Below are 19,644 nucleotides of genomic sequence, written 5' to 3'. Positions count from 1 at the left end.
GTTTTTACTCACAATTATGCTAATTCTTTGGTCATTTTTGCGCCATGGCTACGCAAAAGCTCCAAGGTTTGTTTTTCTTCTTCCAATGCTTCTGACCAATTTACCGCATCAAAATCACAGTCAAAAAATAATTCACTAATCGACGATAAAATGGTTAAACCATCGCTATCAATCATATTTGGATTCACTTTTTCATCCAATAAACGCTGTACCGCAGGGACACATGCTGCACTCGCAGCATCCCATAATGGACCATAAATTTCTTCAGCATCCCATAAATGCACATTGGCTTTGGCTTGAATCAGCGCTTCCAAGATTTGCATATGTACATCTAAATGTTGTGTTTTCTGTTCTGCTGTTAAAGGTTGGCCTGCTTCATACGCTTCGCAAACCATTTCCCACCATTTAAACAAACCATCAGACCATACAGAAACCGCAGGTCCTTTCTCAAAGTCGATAAAATTTGGATTAAGACCATCTGCCAACAGGCGTTGCACCTGTGCAAGATCTTGTTCTTCTAACGCTTGCACAAAAAGCTGTTGTTGCGCTGTTAACATCTGGAAAGCTCACTTCAATTTATTTTGATCTATTATGCCGAATAAAGCTGCGTTTGTTTGAATTTCATGTAAAACAAAATACAAAACACACAAAAAAAGCCCCGCAGGGCTTTTTTTAAATTTTGAGACTTATTCGTCGTCTACGATATCATCCGCTTCAGCAAAAGCAGGTTGCGTACTGCGTGGGTTCTCTTTCTTTTCGAACACATGTTCAAGACTACGTTTAAGTCGATCAATTGCACCGTGAATAGCTGTATCTACATTATGACCACGATGGTTGACCACGACAGGCTTCAAACCTGCTGGACGCGCTTCAATCATACATTTGATGTCGTCGCTGCCGCCCTTGTCCCCATTTTCATCACTTAAATGCACCGAAAAGTGGGTAATGCGTTCACTATGGCGCTGAAATTCTTCATTAAGTTCTGCACGAACGTATGTAATTAGTCGATCACTGTTTATAATGTTTTTATCTGTACGGATTTCAATGTTCATAATATCATCCTCATATCTATCTGTATTAGCTATAAAAATTTGTGCAAAACTTATTATCTTGGCACGTTACATTTGCTGTAAATGTTACAGCAATGACCATCTTCAACTTTGTATGGAACGTCGTCCTCCACATTGAATGATGAACACTTTAGAGTCTGCAGATCCGTGTCCTTATACTTCGAATATCGGTCTTAAGTTAGAATTTTGCAAGTGCTATTTTGATATTTTTTTAATATCCATAAAAAAAGTAAGACTTTATTGTAGATTTGCATTGTTTTAATTGATTTGGGTCATATTTTTGTGCATTTCCTCGACGCCCACCTTCTATTTGCACAATTCCATTCAAACTCAAAATCTCGCTTTTACCGTCATCGATCATTCACAGCGTATTTCCCCTTCAAATTACAAAACAATTTTGCCGTTGAGTAAAATTTGGCTTTATTTTTGCTTAATAATCTGTATGCTTTCAGTGCTTCTCGGGGGAGATATTTTTTAATGAAACTTACACAAATCGTTGCATCATGTGCATTAGCATCTGCTGCTGCTTTCACTCAAGCTTCACCTATCGTATGGCAAGATTTCAGCTTAACTGGCCTATATGGTGAAAATTATGTTGTGCCTTTTGATGGTGACAACAATGAACAGAAAACGATCACAGCTGAATATGCCGCTAAACTGAAATATTCAGATGTATTCTTCTTCGTTGACCAAGCTTGGGACAAAGATGATGAAGCATCGACTTACCTTGAGCTTGCACCGCGCCTTAGCTTAGGCGAAGTTTCTGGTAAAGACCTTTCTATGGGGCCGATCAAAGACGTTCTGATTGCAACGACTTGGGAACATAATGCCGGCTACGACAAAAATTCTGAGTTTAATAACTTCTTGTATGGTATTGGCTTTGCTTTAGACATTCCATATACACAGTATGCAAACATCAACTTCTATAAAGCCGATAATGATTCTAAATCAGCCGGTACTAAAGATGATTATCAAATGACGATCACTTATGCTGTGCCATTTAAAATTGGCTCTGAAGATTTTCTAGTAGATGCTTTCCTTGACTGGTCAACAGCTGAAAAAGGGGCGCAAGCTAGTGAATTAAACTGGACAAGCCAATATAAATGGAATATAGGTAAGCATATCTCTCCTAAGACTAAGCTCTACGTAGGTGTTGAACACTCGGTTTGGAACAACAAATATGGCCTGAAAGGTCAGGACCAAAACGATGTCAGCGCTTTGGTGAAATACCACTTCTAAGTTCGACTCAGAACGCGATGAAGAAAAAAGCAAGGTTCATCACCTTGCTTTTTTTATGCCTAAGTTTTTAAATTGACTTTATTTTTATCAGAAATTTGCGCATGTCTTTTCTCATTCGACCTGCAACTCCACAAGACTTAGCGGCCATTCTCGCAATCTATAATCATGAAGTTCTCAACGGCTTTGCGACATGGAATGATCAAGCTTACACTCTTGACTCTTTTCAACAGAAATTGCAGGATTTCCAAAAGCAAAATTTTCCTTTTGTGGTGATTGAAGATCAGGATCAACAGCAAATCGCCGGTTATGCTGACTATGGTTCTTTCCGCCATTTTGCTGGCTATCGACATACTGTTGAGCATTCTGTCTATATTGACCCAAACTATGCTCGACAGGGTCTTGGTCAGCAATTATTAGAGCACCTAATTCAGCATGCAAAAAGCCAAAGTATGCATGTCATGATCGCTGGCATTGATCACGGCAATAGCGCCTCGATTGCCCTGCACAAAAAATTAGGCTTTAAGCAAACAGGTTATATGCCCGAAGTGGGACAAAAGTTTGGTGAATGGCGTGATCTGGTCCTGATGCAACTTCAGTTATAGCCTGTGTTGAGCTGTGTTTATGGTAATTTATCCAAACGAATACCATCTTGTATCACACTCAGCACCGATAAATTATGACGCACCGCATCACGATAAAGATCTTGTAACTGTAAAAAAAGCAGTTTTAATTCGGCCAATTTAAGTTCTTGCTCAGGTGCGTTTTCTGCAATCGTGACCAAATAACGTTTTTTGATTTCATCCACACTTAACTGTTGTAATGCCTGATGGATTTCTGCAACGCGAACTACAGTATTGTAATGCACTGCAAGGCTCAGTCCCGGGCGTCGCTCTGACAATGGATGTTCTGCCTGAATGGCATAATTCAGTGCATCAGCTGAATCACTGTTCACGCTTAATATTGGATTCAACTCTTGCCACGCTTCCCCTAAAAAAAAGGAGTGTTGTACAAAGGGTGAATCCAAGACATCTTGAGGGGTGTCTGCTTCTAAAATCAGTGTTTCCAAATCATTCGGTGGGATCAAATATAATATCGCGTCCATATTCTTATCTTCTTGTTATGTCGTACATTTAGATTAATGTAATCCACACAAAAATAAAGCAGATATTTTGTATATTCGACTGCAGTTGATCGAATACTGATGGATGCCCATTCGCCCTTTACCAAAGTTTCAGTACTGCACTTAGCATCACTGAAGCACGACATGCTGAAGCTTCAAATGACGATACTGAGAACAACTTAAGCTTATGGTTTAAAACAAAAAAAATTTATGCCACTCGTTTTTTTGATGCCATTTCCATGACCAGCAACGATTTTTTGAGCGTAGTAAATTGAATGAAAAGAGTAACGAGCTTGATTGATACAAGCCCGCCACACATCGCAGTCAACTAAATATTAAATCGCCACCAATTCCCGAATGCCTTTTTCAGGCATTTCACTACCGACACCTTGTGCAATCACTTGCCCCCGCGCCATCACGGTATATTCATCTGCCAGTTCTTCTGCAAAATCATAAAACTGTTCAACCAAAACAATCGCCATTTCTCCGCCATCGGCTAACTGACGAATCACACGGCCAATGTCTTTAATAATCGACGGCTGAATGCCTTCGGTCGGTTCATCTAAAATCAATACCCGTGGTTCGGAAGCGAGCGCACGGGCAATCGCCAATTGTTGCTGCTGACCACCAGATAAATCTCCACCTCGACGATGTTTCATTTCATCCAATACGGGGAAAATCTCATAGAGATGTTCTGGCACTTTTCGGGTTTTAGCGCCTTTAAATTTTGCCATCCCAATCAAAATATTTTCTTCAACGGTCAAGGTTGAAAAAATGTCCCGTCCTTGCGGTACATAAGCCAAGCCTTCACGTACACGTTGCTCTGGACTCAGTTTAGAAATGTCTTTGCCATCCAGTAAGATCTGCCCAGACTTGATCGGTAAAATGCCCATTAAACATTTTAAGAGGGTGGTTTTACCCACACCATTTCGCCCGAGCACCACTGAACATGCCCCCACGGGAGCGGCAAATGTCACATCTCTTAAAATATGACTGCCACCATAAAACTGATTGACGTCTTTGACTTCTAACATGGTCTGCTCCTTAACGTCCGAGATATTTTTCAATGACATCTTCATTGGCTTGGACTTCGGCCAATGTACCCTCTGCCAAAATCGCACCTTGCGCCAACACGGTGACTTTTTCACTGATGGTGTCAATAAAGCTCATGTCATGTTCAACCACGATAAGGGTATGGTTCTTTTTCAACTCTAAACATAGCTCTGCGGTACGCTCTGTTTCAGCATCGGTCATTCCTGCTACAGGTTCATCCAGCAAAATCAATTTTGGACGCTGCATTAGTAGCATGCCTATTTCTAACCACTGCTTTTGACCATGTGACAACAGCCCTGCCGGTTTATGGATCAATTCTTCTAAGCGGATTTGTGCTAAAGATTCGTCCAAGGCGTTTTGCGCATCTGGATCGAGTTTGCTGAAAAAACTCTTTTTCACCCGTTTATCTTTAGGTGCAGCCAATAACAGATTTTCCATCACGGTAAAATTTTCAAATACGGTTGGCTTTTGAAACTTACGACCGATTCCGGCTTCTGCTATTTGCTCCGTGCTCATTTTTGCCAAATCATAGGTTTGCCCAAAAAAAGCCGAACCTTCTGTTGGGCGAGTTTTACCCGTAATCACATCCATCAGCGTGGTTTTGCCTGCACCATTGGGACCAATGATGCAGCGCAGCTCACCTTCTTTGATATATAACGACAAATCATTTAATGCGCGGAAAGAATCAAACCAAACGCTGACTTTTTCTAAATACAGGGCAATCCCGTGACTGAAGTCCGCACCCTGCTCTTTCGGTCGTCCATAACCTTCTGCGGCATGACCGCCATGCGGTTGAACCCATTGATCATTCATTCGCTGCGCTCCTTTTTAAACCGCTCTAATAGCCCAATCACGCCATTTGGCAGGAATATCGTTACCACAATAAACAGCGCACCTAAAATCAATAGCCATACCTCTGGATAAGCCACCGTGAAATAGGTCTTCATCCCGTTGATCAAACCTGCACCCAGTATCGGGCCAATCAGCGTACCGCGACCACCTGCAGCCACCCACACCGCCATTTCAATCGAATTGACAGGGTTCATCTCACTCGGGTTAATAATACCGACTTGGGGGACATACAGAGCGCCTGCAATCCCTGCAATCACTGCGGACAAAACCCATGCAGAGAGCTTGTACCATAAGGTACGGTAACCTAAATATTGCAAACGGTTTTCACTGTCACGAATTGCACCAAGGACGCGCCCATAGGGTTTATTCATCAGGTGGCGTAAACCGACAAAACAGACAAGCAAAGTCAGTGCAGTGAGGAAACACAAGGTTGCACGCATTGGTGCAGAGGTAATATCCATACCCAAAATGGTTTTAAAACCGGTAAAGCCGTTGTTACCGCCAAAGCCGGTTTCATTGCGGAAAAACAGTAGCGCCGCAGCAAAGGTCATGGCTTGGGTAATAATTGAAAAATACACGCCTTTAATTTTTGAGCGGAAGGCAAAGAAGCCAAAAATGAAGGCAATCAGTCCTGGGACCAAAACCACCAAAGCCAATGCCCACACGATATGTTCAGTACCCATCCAGTACCACGGTAGCTCGGTCCAACTCAAAAAGCGCATAAAGTCGGGTAAGCCATCGCCTGCCGCTTCACGCATGAGATACATGCCGAAGGCATAGCCGCCCAAGGCAAAGTACAAACCATGCCCCAAGCTTAAAATGCCGGCATAGCCCCAAACCAAATCTAAGGCCAATGCCACCAAGGCGAGACACATAATCTTGCCAATGAGCGTGACCCAATACGCTGATAAATGCAGTGCTGAATCGGCTGGCAATACATGTAGCCAAGGCAAAATCAGCAAAATGGCAAAGCACACGGCAATCGCCATACCGCTATAGGGTTTATCCGATAATAATGAAGTGATTTTCATGCGCTTACTCCACAAAACGGCCTTTGATGGCAAACAAACCTTGTGGACGTTTTTGAATAAACAAAATCACAAGAACCAGTAGAATAATTTTCGCTAAGACCGCACCCATGCCGATTTCCAGCACTGTGCCACTGACACCTAGACCTAAGGCCGCCAGTACTGCGCCCCATACTTGGCCAACACCGCCAACCACAACCACCAAGAACGCATCGACAATATAGTTTTGTCCTAGGTCAGGACCGACATTGCCGACTTGTGCTAAGGCACAGCCTGCAAGACCTGCAAGCCCTGAACCTAAACCAAAAGCCATCATGTCAATGCGGCTAGAACGTATACCAACGGCCTGTGCCATTTGACGGTTTTGCGTCACGGCACGAACAAATAAACCAAAGCGGGTTTTATTCAGCAAGTAAACCAGCAACAGGAGTACCGCAATGGTAAAGCCAATAATGGCAATACGGTTATAAGGCAGCATCAGGCTCGGTGTCACAGCAATGCCCCCTGACAGCCATGAAATATTCGACACCTCAACGTTCTGCGCACCAAAAACCATGCGCACCACTTGCATTAAAATTAAGCTCATACCAAAGGTGGCTAATAGTGTTTCCAATTGACGGCCATACAAGGGACGAATAACAGTACGTTCAATCAACATGCCGATCAAAGCACTTACAATAAATGCAGCAGGAATCGCGGCAATCAAGTACCAATCGACATAGCTACTGAGATAACTCTTAAACAGGCTTTGCACCACATAAGTGGTATAGGCCCCGATCATGATCAGTTCACCATGCGCCATGTTAATCACGCCTAGCAGACCATACGTAATGGCTAAGCCCAACGCCGCCAGTAGTAAAATACTGGCCGTGCTGAGACCTGAAAAGACATGTCCAGTCCATTCACTGGCCTGAATACGAGTTTTAATATTGCTCTTGGCTTCTGTCAGTGCGGCTTTTAACTCAGGATGCAGGTTGGCTTGTTGTAATTCCTGTTCCACCATCGCCAACACATCGGGACGGTTAGAATCTTGCAGCACTTTGGCCGCCTGTATTTTTTGTAAAACATCAGGGTTTTGATAATCCAAGCGTGCTTTGAGCTGCGCTAAACGGGCTTTAACTTTGTTATTTTTTTCATTTAAATACAATTGATTAATATTTTTAACATCCAACTCAGCCAAGTTATTTTCTAAAATATCAATTGCATCCAAACGTTGGTTTAAATCATCCGATTGCAGCTTTTCTTTCGCTTGCGCAAACGTTAAGGCTTTACGAAGGGTATTCACCAAGGTGACTTGAGATAAATCGGCAGGCCAATCCGTCACGGTTTGCAAATCAGGATAGCTCAATAATTTTTCGTCAGTTTCTAAAATATAGGTTTGACCGCTTTGACCACTATATAACTGGTCTTTTTCGACCAATGCGGCCAACTGATCTAAGGATTCAATATCGCCCGGCCATTGATTCAGTAAACTGCGGCGCTCGGTAAAACTACCGCGAACAAATTGCTGAATGGCGTCACCTTGCTGCACAGATTGCACCGTAGGCACGACATTCGCTGCAGTTTCTGCATGCACGATTTGCAGACAGAATAATTGGCTCAGGAATAGAAAAAGGATCGGGAAATTGCGTAATTTTTTCATCTTATAAGCATCCCTATTGAGTAATAGAACAACCCCATCTAGGGATCACATCAAAACATGCCCACTACACAATGGCAGTAGGCATTTGGATTGAATTATTTCGGGATGTACGGGCTCCATGGCTCTGCAGCAATGGTTTTTGCGGTTTTGTGTACCACATCAAACTGACCATCGGCACGGATCTGACCAATCATGACTGGTTTATGCAAATGATGGTTCGACGCATCCATTTGCAAGGTATAGCCCGATGGCGCTTTAAATTCTTGGCCGGCCATAGCTTCACGCACTTTATTGACATCTGTGCTTCCAGCTTTTTCTACCGCTTGTTTCCACATATTGATGCCGACATAGGTAGCCTCCATCGGGTCATTGGTCACAAATTTATCGGCATTTGGCAGTTTGTATTCCACGGCATACTGCTTCATTTTATTGGTGAATTCAGTATTCACTGGATTTTTCACCGACATGAAGTAGTTCCATGACGCCAAGTGTCCTACCAGCGGTTTGGTGTCGATACCGCGTAACTCCTCTTCACCCACAGAGAACGCCATCACTGGAATATCCGCAGCTTTGATGCCTTGGTTGCCCAATTCACGATAGAACGGCACATTTGAATCGCCGTTAATGGTCGAGATCACAGCAGTCTTTTTCCCTGCCGCAAACTTCTTCACATTGCCCACAATGGTTTGATAGTTGCTATGACCAAATGGCGTGTATTCTTCCATGATGTCTGCATCGGCAATGCCTTTCGACTTCAAAAATGCACGTAAGATTTTGTTGGTGGTACGTGGGTAAACATAGTCTGTGCCCAATAGTACAAAGCGTTCTGCCTTACCACCCTCTTCACTCATCAGATATTCAACAGCAGGAATCGCTTGCTGATTCGGTGCTGCACCTGTGTAGAAAATATTTTTAGACTGTTCCTGACCTTCATACTGAACAGGGTAGAACAATAAGCCATTTAATTCTTCAACCACGGGTAAAACCGACTTACGAGATACCGACGTCCAGCAACCAAAAATCACGGCTACTTTGTCTTGGGTAATCAACTGACGGGTTTTTTCCGCAAATAGTGGCCAGTCCGATGCCGGATCCACCACCACAGGTTCTAGTTTTTTGCCCAATACCCCGCCATTGGCATTAATTTCATTAATCGCCATCAAGGCCGTATCTTTTAGAGAAGTTTCTGAGATCGCCATCGTGCCTGACAGCGAATGTAAGATCCCGACTTTAATAGTATCGCCACTTGCTGCAGCGGCTTTTGGTTCTGATGTAGCGCTTTCTGTTTTTTCTTCTGCAGGTTTTGAACAGCCCGTTAAAGCAATCGCCCCAGTCATCGTTGCCGCTAAAATACTTTTAGCAAATACATTGCGTTGAAACATTATTCACACTCCCAACCTAAGCTTGTAATTCACATTTTTAAAATGCATTTGTTGTCTTTCATCACAACAGAGCAATTCAATAACTGTGCCAAGCCTTATTTTTTATTTTGATTGAGTGCTTTTATTTATTTTTAAATGTTATTTTTCACATAGTTACAATCATAAAATTTGCTTTTAATTTTTTATGGGTCGATTCAAAAATCGTAAAATCACCGCAAAGATGCATACAAACTTGTATCCAACATTTGACCTATAATTGAACAATTTTGCGACGTTTTTCAAAAAACACGGTGTTTTGGCACACAAATCATGCAGCTTTTCCTAAATTTGAAGCAAAAAAAAACCACTTGCGTGGTTTTTTCCTTGTTGCAATTTTAAACCGCTAAATCGGCCAAATTACCCTTCTGTTCCAACCAATATTTACGGTCTGAAGAGCGCTTCTTCGCCAATAATTTGTCGAGTAAACATGAAGTAAACTGTACGTCATCCAAGTCCAGTTGCACTAAACGACGTGTATCGGGATCCATAGTCGTTTCACGCAGCTGACTCGCGTTCATCTCGCCCAATCCTTTAAATCGTGTGATTTGAGGATTTTTGGTTTTACATTTCTTTAAGATGCTTTCTAGTTCATCTTCATCCAAGGCATAGTGCACATCTTTATTGTCATCTATACGGAACAGCGGTGGCATCGCCACAAACAGATGTCCTTCCTCAACCAAAGTATGGAAATGTTTGACGAACAATGCACAGAGTAACGTTGCAATGTGCAAACCATCTGAGTCGGCATCGGCCAAGATACAAATCTTGCCATAACGTAGTTCTGACAAGTCATCACTGCCCGGATCTACACCAATCGCAATCGCAATATCATGTACTTCTTGCGATGCCAAAACTTCGTCTGAAGACACTTCCCAAGTATTTAAAATCTTACCACGGATTGGCATGATCGCTTGGAAGTTCTTATCACGTGCTTGTTTGGCAGAACCACCTGCAGAATCCCCTTCCACAATAAACAGTTCTGATTCTTCGAGGGTATGGCCCACACAGTCAGCCAGTTTACCCGGCAAAGCTGGGCCGGAAACGATCCTTTTACGTTCAACTTTTTTCGCAGCTTTTAAACGGCGACCAGCCTTAGCAATCACCATTTCAGCCAGTTGCATAGCAATATCGGAGTTTTGATTCAGCCACAGTGCAAAAGCATCTTTGGCAATATTTAACACCACACCAGAGGCTTCACGGCTTGAAAGTCGTTCTTTGGTCTGACCTGAGAATTGTGGCTCTTGGAATTTCAAAGACAGAATAAAGTTGACGCCATCCCAGACATCTTCGGCAGATAGCTTCATATTCCGTGGCAATAAATTCCGTAATTCACAGAATTCACGAATCGCATCTGTCACACCCGAACGTAAACCATTGACATGGGTACCGCCTTGCGCAGTCGGGATGAGGTTGACATACGACTCTTGAATGGACTCACCACCTTCCACATTCCAACAAATCGCAAACTCAGCGCTGGCACGCTCTGCCTCACCGGTCGCCACAAATGCAGGGGCAGGAACGATGTCACGGTCTTGCAGTTCATCCATCAAATAGTCAACCAGACCATTTTCAAATTGCCATTCGATCTTTTCGTTGTTGATTTGATCGATATAAATAATCTGCAAGCCTGCCGCCAAAACAGCCTTGGCTTTTAAGTTGTGTTTTAAGGCTTTCAGCGCAAATTTAGGCGAGTCAAAATATTTCGCTTCAGGCCAAAAATGCACGGTTGTTCCAGTCGCACGTTTGGCACATTTACCTTCTAAAACTTCCAGTGGCGCAACTGGCTCACCGTGTTCAAAGGCCATTTTATACAGGTTGCCATGACGTTGAACTTCCACCTCAACACGGTTGGACAATGCGTTGACGACAGAAATCCCCACACCATGCAGACCACCTGAAAATTGATAATTGTCTGTGCTGAATTTACCGCCGGCATGTAGTTTGGTCAGAATGATTTCAATCCCGCTTTGACCATACTCAGGATGGATGTCAACTGGCATCCCACGACCATTATCTTCAACTGACAATGAGCCATCTTTATACACTGTCACGGTAATTTTATTGGCATGTCCTGCAAGCGCTTCATCGACGGCGTTATCTATCACTTCCTGCGCCAAATGGTTTGGTCGTGTAGTGTCTGTATACATCCCCGGACGACGACGTACCGGATCTAGGCCAGATAAAACTTCAAGTGATTGAGCCGTATATTGCGTCACGTTGCAAAATTCCCTGCTTTTTTGGTTAAAACATTTCTTCAAGCGCTACAGTATATGCTTTTTTATTAAAATGCATATCTCTTGCGATCAGCCGCCATTTTCTTAAACAATTTAAACGTCAAATGATGTCGTAACTGCCCATTTTTTGTATGTTGGATCTAGCTTTTCAGCATTTGGATTGGATCATTTTATTTAGGCATATTTTTGACAGCATCGGACAAAAACTGCAAGAGCATCGGTATTTTTTCTGCAAAATCATCCATGCCATGTGTTCCTCCCACCTCAGTGATCAGCATAGCCATACCGGCTTGAGCCGCACTATAAAAATCAGCAGCATCTCGATAATCCAAGGTTTCATCACCTTGTTGGAGCAAGACCAACAGTTGATCTGCATTTTCAATCTTAGATACAGCCAAAGCCTGCATTTGATTGAGCTGTGCATCATCCAAGCACCACGTTTCAGTCACCTGATAAGGCAATGCCGTCTCGCCAAATAAATCACGAAATAATTGCCATGGATAGACCGCAGGATTGATGAGCACCGCAGGAATGTGATGCCGTGCCATCAACTGCGTCGCATAAAAACCACCTAAACTACTCCCCACCAAAACCACATCATCCAAACCTTCTATCAGCTCTGACATCTGCTGCATTACCTGTAGCGGTGGCATATTCAAATCTGGCAAATGTACGTGCACACCAATTAAGTTTGCACAATAGCGCCGCAATATCTGTCCTTTCACTGAATTTGAGTTACTTTGAAAACCATGCAAATACACAATATTCATCATTTTGATTCCAAATTGATCTTTAAATTGCTTTAAAAGTGGCATATAAGTGCTAACTGCGTCACATTTTCTAAATTTGAATTTTTAGTAAAATTGTCAGACAAAAGGCATTCACCGACAGGTCTGTTATCGGTATTGTAAAAGCTGTTCGTGAGAATTTTATAAAATAAACAATGAAACTTCAGGCTATTCCAGTAATAAATACAATCGAGGGATAGCATTGAATGTAAGGATAGGAACATTATGCCTAGCTTAACACCATTGCATGAAACCTATTGTAAATGGGACCGCACACCACCCAGTCAAGCAGATGTGCTGGAAGGTTTGGCACAACTCGTGACAATGCGTTTTAGTGATGTCGTGCATGACTTGATCAAAAACATTCAACGTGAAATTTTAATCAGTATTTTTGGAATGAGCGAACAAGGCTCGAAAGCCTTTCATAAGCAGCCGACCATTGCACGGATTTACGAATTTTCTTACAACACCTTTTTCAATTATGGCAATTATTTACTCGCACCAACGCTGCGTAGCATTATTGAAAAATTCCCACGCTTACACGACAAACCGCTCACGCCGTCTTTACATTTTTTAGTGGGCGCGCTGAATGGGGTCTTGGGCGACTATTTACTGAAATATCACAACCCGATGGCCTTACCAATGGTGGTTTACGACCATTATGGTGCGGTACAAAAAGGCGAATTAACCGGTCGTATTACCCTGTTGATTCATGGGCTCTGCATGAATCATCTGTCATGGTCGACAGCCAAATATGGCGGCATTGGTGAAAAATTACTGTCACAACGTGACCACAACACCATGCTGTATTTAAATTACAACACGGGTCGTCGTATTTCGACCAATGGCCGCAGCCTTGCCAATACATTAGAAGATTTGGTTCGTCGCAACCCAGGTATTACCAGTATCGACTTAATTGGTCATAGTATGGGGGGCTTAGTGTCCCGTAGTGCCATTTTTTATGGCAAACAAAATATGTATCAATGGATTCATCAAGTTGAAAATCTAGTCTGCTTGGGCTCACCACATCATGGTGCGGTACTTGAACGTGTCGGATTTCATTTGCAAGATCAATTGGGGCGTTTCCCCTTGGTCAAAATCGTAGGTCACGTGGTGAATATTCGCAGTAACGGCATTTTAGATTTGCGCTATGGCAGCGTGCGTGATGACGATTGGGAACATAATGATGTCCGCATTGGACTCATGGACGACAACCGTAAACCTGCCCCGATTCCATCACATATCAATACCTACCTCGTGGCAGGGACCATTGAATATGAACATCGTCGCAATAAAACGCGACATGTGATTGGAGATTACTTGGTCAGCGTGAAAAGTGCCTTAGGGGAACACCCAAATGCACGTTATCAGCTTAAAGTGCCAGATTCACATAAAGCGATTTTTTATGGCCTGAACCATTTTGAAATTCAGCATCACCCTCAAGTGGCCGAGCAAATCGTGCATTGGTTCTATCCAAACAATGACGATAAAGCTTGTGATCATATCTATGAATTTATGATGGACTTGGAAAGTATGGAAGGCATTGCCCTAACCTAAAGTAAAATTTCTACCATGTGTATGCGTAAAAAAAGCCCTCAACTGAGGGCTTTTTTTTACATCATAGAATTAAAATTTATCACGTAAACGTGGCACTGGTTTGCTTGGGTATTTACGCAATAACTGCCAAAGACTAAGCAAAGTTAAGACTGCAAAAAACACCAATGACCAAACCGGTAAGGATTGTCCCAAGAAGGTCCAATCCACTTTGGCACATTCACCAGAGCCGGTCAGTACTTGCTCAAAGACCGATTTTAAAGGCAGCGTTTCTACCCAATAATCCAGTCCTGGGCCACAGCTAGGTACTTTGTCTGGCGGTAAGTTTTGCAGCCAAATATGACGCGCAGCCACCCCAGCAGACCATAGAATTGATAGTGTCCCCAACAATGCGTAAATGCGTTTACCCCAATTCGATGCTGGATTGTGAATCAATGCAATCAATGAAATGATGCCGAGTCCAATCAAACCAATACGTTGGAATACGCATAACGGACAAGGTTCTAAGCCTTGTACATGTTCTAAAAACAGCGCAAAAGACATACCGATCACGCTGGCTAAAAACAACAAACCACTCACGAAGCGGAAACTCCATTTCATGGTAAATCCTCTTAAAATTTTTTATCTAAAGTTTTTCAAATATTCTTCAAAACTCAAGGTGCAATCTTGCTCAAGTTGAGCCTGTTTTTCTAAAGACTGCTCAGCAGCTTGTGCAAAATATGCTGCAGTTTCAGGGCTCAAGACATGCTGCTCATACACTTCAGCATGTTGTAAGGCCATAAAGCTACCAAAGCCCCAAGTTCCACCTTGTTCTAAAGTATCGCTAATCATACGTGCCGACAATGTTTCATCGACTTCATCGATGCGTGATTGCATCACAGCCATTGCCTGAGTGTAAATATCTGTGTTGTAAGAATCATCCAGCAATTCAGCCAACGGTTGCATCGCTGCAACATGTGTACGACACCATGTTTCAATTGGAATCGCCTGACCTTGCTGTAAAATCACTGCGTTTGGCGCACGACCACGGTTTACTACTTCCGCCTGATTTTTCTCAATTTCATTTTGTTCGGCATCTAACAATGCTGGGCTGTCTTGCAATAAACAGTATAAAGCCACCACTTCGAGCAAGCCTGCCGTGTCTTCATTGATCCCAATTGGGCTATAAGGATTGACGTCTACTGCGCGTAATTCCACATAACCCACACCACGATTTTGCAGGGCTTCAGATGGTGTTTCACCATCCTGTGGCACTTGTTTCGGACGAACCAAACTGTAGTATTCATTTTCAATTTGCAACACGTGGTCATTAATTTGAATCGGTTCACCCTGTTCATCATTTAAACCTAAATGACTAAATGCGGCATACGGGGTATGCACCGCTTTTTGCAAACCTTCCAAATACGCCTGAATGTCGTTGTAGTGAATCCCTAACTGTTTTTGTGCTGAATTTTGATAGCCAAAATTTCCCATACGCAGCGCCGTTGCATAGGGTAAAAATAGCGTGCCTTTTAAGAGCGGTAACAGCTGATGTTCACGTCCAGTCATAAAACATTTACACACCGACGGACTCGCCCCAACCAAAAACATCACCAATGGCGTTAAACGAATAAAATTACGGATCAGGCCGAAATAACGATGACTGCGATAATCCTGTAAGCTCAATGCCTTGAGGGCGTCGTCAGTTTCATGCTGTTGAAGTGCTTCAAAGAAATGATCTGGGAAGGATAAATTATAATGCACCCCTGAAATGGTCTGCATCCGGCGACCATAACGCACCCCTAAACCACGACGGTACAAGGTTTTAAAGCGCCCAATATTCGAGCTGCCATATTGCGCTAAACGAATACTGTCTTCGTCTTTATCCAACATGCATGGCATCGACAACGGCCAAAGTTTTTCACCATGTTCTAAATGCGTATGCGCAACAGCATGTATATCTTCCAGATAGTTCAACGCCTCTGTAATGGTTTCTTTTGGCGGCGTGATAAATTCCATTAAAGCTTCAGAATAGTCTGTCGTGATATGCGGATGAGTCAAAGCCGCACCCAAAGCTTGGGGATGGTCGGCCTGAGACAAGAAACCGTTGCTTTGCATACGCAAGCTTTCACGCTCAATACCGCGCAACATTCCTTTAATCAGCGAAGAATCTACCCAAGTCGGTAAAATGTCTTGAGAGGTCGATTCGGGTTGACTCATTGCTATCTCGCTTAAATGGAAGAAACTACTAAAATAAAATCATCAGTTTATATCAGTATAACGCGATTTGAAGTGGGCAAATGACCCACTGTATAGTTTTGAGACAAACCGTGATTTTATTTTGGCAATTTTTTATCACAAACTTACTCTATATGACATTTGAAATTTGTGATTTTATAAACAAATATATGCTAATAATGCTTAAAACTTATGAATTATCAAGATATTCTCGAATTTTGGTTTAACCCAGAAAATCAGCCTAATTGGTTCGCTAAAAGCAATAATTTTGATGTTTTAATCGAAAAAAAGTTTAAAGACATCCATCAAGCGGCCAGTCAAGCAGAACTGTGGCAATGGCGCACCACAGCCGAAGGTCGCTTGGCTGAAATTATTGTTTTAGATCAGTTTTCGCGAAATTTATTCCGTGACTCTGGCTTGGCTTTTGCCCAAGATGCACTGGCTTTGGCGCTTGCACAAGAAGCCATCGCGCAGGGTTTAGATCTACAATTAAGCCCTGAACAGCGCTCATTTTTATATATGCCCTTTATGCATAGCGAATCGACAAAAATCCATCAAAGCGCGTTAAAATTATTTGAGCAACTGGGCAATCCGATCAACTTAGAATTTGAAAAAAAGCATAAAGTGATTATCGATCGATTTGGACGTTACCCGCATCGCAATGCGGTATTGGGCAGAACATCTACAGCAGAGGAATTGGAATTTTTAACCCAGCCCAATTCTAGCTTTTAATTGACGGCTTTTGGCCAGTATCTCCCCTTGCCAAGAACCGACTGAACAGGAGTATGCGCATGAACAAACTCATTATCGCAGCAGCCATGACCGCAGCACTGGGCTTCACCGGCTGTGCAAGCACCCCATCGAAGCCTTTAACCTTCGAACAATTGGGTCGTTATACTGCAACGCCATTAAATGCTCAAAGCTATCGGATTAGCTTCCAAGCTAGACCCAATATGAGCTATGGCACTGCCGAAGAAATCACCTTGGTTAAAGCTGCTCAAACCACCCTACACAATGGCTTTCAATATTTTAAAGTCATGGATGACCCGAGTAACCGGAGTCAAAAACCGCCGCGCCAAGCAGTGATTTACCCAGACCCTATGCCTTATCCATATGGCTATTACCGTCGCCATCCCGGCTTTTGGCCAGGCCCGTTTTATGACGTTCCACAGGTGGTCACACTCGATCCAACTCAAGTTTCCTACAGTATTACTTGCTATAAAGATCGTGCCAAAGCCCCTCAGGATGCCTTTGATGCTCGCTTGATTTTGCAGTCACTCGGGGCTAAATATGGTTTAGACAGCCAAGGAAATCCTTTGCCTGTAGCTGCTGAGCCTGCCACCAAATAAGTCAACCCATAGAGACCCGATCATTGATGAACCCAATTGAACAGCCCGCTGTTTCACCCAGTCTGCAACGCAGTAAACGCTTTGCCACCATTGCTTTGGTGGTGGCTGTGCTGGCGTGGATTGCATTGATGATCGCAGCTAAATTGCTGCCCGAATACGTCTGGCTCATTCATATTTTGATGCTTTCAGCAGAAGCTGGAGTGGTTGGTGGTTTGGCAGACTGGTATGCGATAACCGTTTTATTTCGCAATCCCTTTGGTCGGATTCCGATTCCTAAATTTTTACGTGACCACACAGAAATTATTCCTCGTAATAAAGCACGCATTGCCGAGTCAATGGGCCGCTTTGTTCAGGAGAATTTTCTTTCACCACAAGTGGTTGAAAAAAGCTTAGCGGAGACGGATCTCTCTCTTGCCGTCGGGAAATGGTTGGCCAATCCGCACAATAATGCTCAAGTGACCCAAGTCATTCAGCAAACGGTACCGAAAATTTTCGAATTTGTCGGTCAGGAACAAATTGGACGATTTATCCAAAATAACAGCGTGCAATGGGTACGCAATACGCAAGTCAACCATCTTGCCAGTGAAATGCTACGGGCAGTTTTAGAAAATGACTTCCATCAAGATGTCCTGCAACGTGGACTGGATTTAGCCCATGATTGGATGCTACAACACCCTGAACAAACCCGTGATTTATCACGTCAATTGTTTAAAGAACTTGGAGTTTGGAAGCTCGCCAAAGGTGCGAGTTGGATTGGTATTGATGTACAACAGCGCACCATTGATTCACTGGTCAGTCGTGTCGAGTCCATGCTTGCCGACCATGAACATCCGTGGCGCCGTAAAATCGAAGACATGGCACAGCAGCTTATGCAGCAACTGGCGGACAATCAGAGTGTTGCCAGCCAACGCCTGAATAGCACCAAAGACGCCATGCTCGATAGTCCACAAATGTTGAATTTTATCAGTGGCGCAGTGGTGATTTTATGCGACGCGATTCGTTCTGATTTAGAAAAACCCGACTCTGGGATTGCACAAAACCTACGTGTCGCCATTCAACAAGTGGGCGAAAATATTGTCTCTAATGTCGCTGTACGCCAATTGCTGAATGAAAAAATGAGTGATATTGCCATCAATCTCTCCGATCAATATAGCGAAAAAGTTATTCGGTTTATCAGTGAACGTATACATGAATGGGACTCACGTGAAATGATCGATAAGATCGAAAACGAAGTCGGTGGCGACTTGCATATGATTCGAGTCAATGGTGTCGTGGTCGGTGGCTTTATTGGCCTCGCACTAGGGATTATTCGTGCCTGTGTAGAATGGCTGCTTTAGCCGCCTGCAGCAGTCCTCCTCAAAGGAGATTGGCCGCAGGTTTGAGCTTTATGCGTAGAACCGTTAAACTTTGCCGATCCGAAAATTTAATAGAACAATAAAATCTATGCACTTACCTGCCATCTATACCCTACCTTTCATTCTGATTATTAGTAGCTTAAGCGCTTGCCAGACCATTTCCAAAACCAGTAGCACAGTCAGCGACAAAGTGATGGGCATGCTCGGTAAAGAAAAAGCCCCTGAAATCGATAAAAAAGGCACAGTCGATATCAGCAAAAGTACCCAACAACAGTTAGAAACCCTACTGACCAATATGCCGAAAAATCAGTGGATCTATATTGAAAATGATCAACAAGGCACATCTACCCTCAAAAATAAATCGGCAGATAATTTCACTTTGAGCTTCAAATTAAATTGCAAAATCAGCACTCAGCGCCCAACTTTCAGTATAAGCAACGCGGATGGCCAAGAGATCCTAAAAGCACATGATACAAATGTGGGGCAAATTCAAATTCTGCTCGACAATAAAAACTTTGGAAATCCGTTTGAGACAGCCCATCAGCAAAAGTTCCAAAGCTTTAAAACCGCTGTCGCTCAGGCCAAAGTCATTAAAGTGTTTAATTCCTCAAAACTCTATACCTTCCAAAACAACAAAGCCGAGTTACTCTCTAAAGCCGTAAGTTGTCGCGATAGCTTATAAATATTCAAGGCAAAATGCAGTAAGTCACCTTTTGACTCAG

At 43.1% G+C, this 19,644-nt stretch carries 19 protein-coding genes; 7 read left to right on the top strand and 12 right to left on the bottom strand.

The window, feature by feature from the left end:
- Positions 1–14 precede the first annotated feature (14 nt).
- Positions 15–557, bottom strand: a complete 543-nt coding sequence (locus FTT77_RS02020) for an ankyrin repeat domain-containing protein (RefSeq protein WP_078190592.1) — start codon at positions 555–557, stop codon at positions 15–17.
- 129 nt (positions 558–686) lie between these two features.
- A complete protein-coding gene (locus tag FTT77_RS02015) occupies positions 687–1,052 on the bottom strand; it encodes an HPF/RaiA family ribosome-associated protein (RefSeq protein ID WP_168379689.1) in 366 nt (121 codons plus the stop codon).
- Between the two features lie 495 nt (positions 1,053–1,547).
- On the opposite strand from FTT77_RS02015, the gene FTT77_RS02010 reads away from it, so the two are divergent.
- Both FTT77_RS02010 and FTT77_RS02005 read left to right on the top strand, forming a co-directional pair.
- Positions 1,548–2,309, top strand: a complete 762-nt coding sequence (locus tag FTT77_RS02010; protein WP_168379688.1) for an outer membrane protein OmpK — start codon at positions 1,548–1,550, stop codon at positions 2,307–2,309.
- A 101-nt stretch (positions 2,310–2,410) separates the two neighbouring features.
- A complete protein-coding gene (locus FTT77_RS02005; RefSeq protein WP_180059748.1) occupies positions 2,411–2,911 on the top strand; it encodes a GNAT family N-acetyltransferase in 501 nt (166 codons plus the stop codon).
- Between the two features lie 17 nt (positions 2,912–2,928).
- Here FTT77_RS02005 and FTT77_RS02000 read toward each other — a convergent pair whose 3' ends face one another.
- The 8 genes from FTT77_RS02000 to FTT77_RS01965 form a co-directional block, all read right to left on the bottom strand.
- Entirely contained in the window at positions 2,929–3,411 is a 483-nt protein-coding gene (locus FTT77_RS02000) for a DUF1877 family protein (RefSeq protein WP_180108870.1), read from the bottom strand.
- A gap of 353 nt (positions 3,412–3,764) precedes the next feature.
- Complete coding sequence (gene urtE, locus FTT77_RS01995; protein WP_068532840.1) at positions 3,765–4,463, bottom strand: urea ABC transporter ATP-binding subunit UrtE; 699 nt, start codon at positions 4,461–4,463, stop codon at positions 3,765–3,767.
- 10 nt (positions 4,464–4,473) lie between these two features.
- Positions 4,474–5,295, bottom strand: a complete 822-nt coding sequence (urtD, locus tag FTT77_RS01990; RefSeq protein ID WP_068532837.1) for an urea ABC transporter ATP-binding protein UrtD — start codon at positions 5,293–5,295, stop codon at positions 4,474–4,476.
- Positions 5,292–6,365 (bottom strand): urea ABC transporter permease subunit UrtC, encoded by a 1,074-nt coding sequence (gene urtC / locus FTT77_RS01985; protein WP_168379684.1) that lies wholly within the window; start codon positions 6,363–6,365, stop codon positions 5,292–5,294. Before urtC ends, urtD begins: the two co-directional genes overlap by 4 nt.
- Positions 6,366–6,369: 4 nt before the next feature.
- The gene (gene urtB, locus FTT77_RS01980) at positions 6,370–8,004 is read right to left on the bottom strand and encodes an urea ABC transporter permease subunit UrtB (protein WP_180108871.1); all 1,635 of its coding nucleotides are present in this window, start codon (positions 8,002–8,004) and stop codon (positions 6,370–6,372) included.
- A gap of 95 nt (positions 8,005–8,099) precedes the next feature.
- The gene (gene urtA, locus FTT77_RS01975; RefSeq protein WP_180049711.1) at positions 8,100–9,386 is read right to left on the bottom strand and encodes an urea ABC transporter substrate-binding protein; all 1,287 of its coding nucleotides are present in this window, start codon (positions 9,384–9,386) and stop codon (positions 8,100–8,102) included.
- Positions 9,387–9,760: 374 nt separating this feature from the next.
- Positions 9,761–11,641, bottom strand: coding sequence for a DNA topoisomerase IV subunit B (gene parE, locus FTT77_RS01970; protein WP_180108872.1), 1,881 nt, complete (start codon positions 11,639–11,641; stop codon positions 9,761–9,763).
- Between the two features lie 188 nt (positions 11,642–11,829).
- Complete coding sequence (locus tag FTT77_RS01965) at positions 11,830–12,429, bottom strand: YqiA/YcfP family alpha/beta fold hydrolase (protein ID WP_180108896.1); 600 nt, start codon at positions 12,427–12,429, stop codon at positions 11,830–11,832.
- 243 nt (positions 12,430–12,672) lie between these two features.
- On the opposite strand from FTT77_RS01965, the gene FTT77_RS01960 reads away from it, so the two are divergent.
- Complete coding sequence (locus FTT77_RS01960; RefSeq protein ID WP_180025879.1) at positions 12,673–14,004, top strand: alpha/beta hydrolase; 1,332 nt, start codon at positions 12,673–12,675, stop codon at positions 14,002–14,004.
- 69 nt (positions 14,005–14,073) lie between these two features.
- On the opposite strand, the gene FTT77_RS01955 is transcribed toward FTT77_RS01960, so the two are convergent.
- Positions 14,074–14,601, bottom strand: coding sequence for a disulfide bond formation protein B (locus FTT77_RS01955; protein WP_078190602.1), 528 nt, complete (start codon positions 14,599–14,601; stop codon positions 14,074–14,076).
- A 21-nt stretch (positions 14,602–14,622) separates the two neighbouring features.
- Entirely contained in the window at positions 14,623–16,200 is a 1,578-nt protein-coding gene (gene gshA, locus FTT77_RS01950) for a glutamate--cysteine ligase (protein WP_180108873.1), read from the bottom strand.
- A gap of 210 nt (positions 16,201–16,410) precedes the next feature.
- Here gshA and FTT77_RS01945 point away from each other — a divergent pair, with 210 nt between their 5' ends.
- The 4 genes from FTT77_RS01945 to FTT77_RS01930 all read left to right on the top strand — a co-directional run bounded on the left by FTT77_RS01945 (position 16,411) and on the right by FTT77_RS01930 (position 19,604).
- Positions 16,411–16,950 (top strand): DUF924 family protein, encoded by a 540-nt coding sequence (locus FTT77_RS01945; RefSeq protein WP_078190604.1) that lies wholly within the window; start codon positions 16,411–16,413, stop codon positions 16,948–16,950.
- 59 nt (positions 16,951–17,009) lie between these two features.
- A complete protein-coding gene (locus FTT77_RS01940) occupies positions 17,010–17,567 on the top strand; it encodes a hypothetical protein (protein ID WP_180108874.1) in 558 nt (185 codons plus the stop codon).
- Between the two features lie 26 nt (positions 17,568–17,593).
- Positions 17,594–18,904: a DUF445 domain-containing protein gene (locus FTT77_RS01935; protein ID WP_180108897.1), complete on the top strand. Its 1,311-nt coding sequence runs from the start codon at positions 17,594–17,596 to the stop codon at positions 18,902–18,904.
- A gap of 106 nt (positions 18,905–19,010) precedes the next feature.
- Complete coding sequence (locus FTT77_RS01930) at positions 19,011–19,604, top strand: hypothetical protein (RefSeq protein WP_180073348.1); 594 nt, start codon at positions 19,011–19,013, stop codon at positions 19,602–19,604.
- Positions 19,605–19,644 lie beyond the last annotated feature (40 nt).

The organism is Acinetobacter sp. YH01010 (genome assembly GCF_013420775.1).
Lineage (GTDB): Bacteria > Pseudomonadota > Gammaproteobacteria > Pseudomonadales > Moraxellaceae > Acinetobacter > Acinetobacter amyesii.
This window is presented reverse-complemented; position numbering and strand designations above follow the sequence as displayed.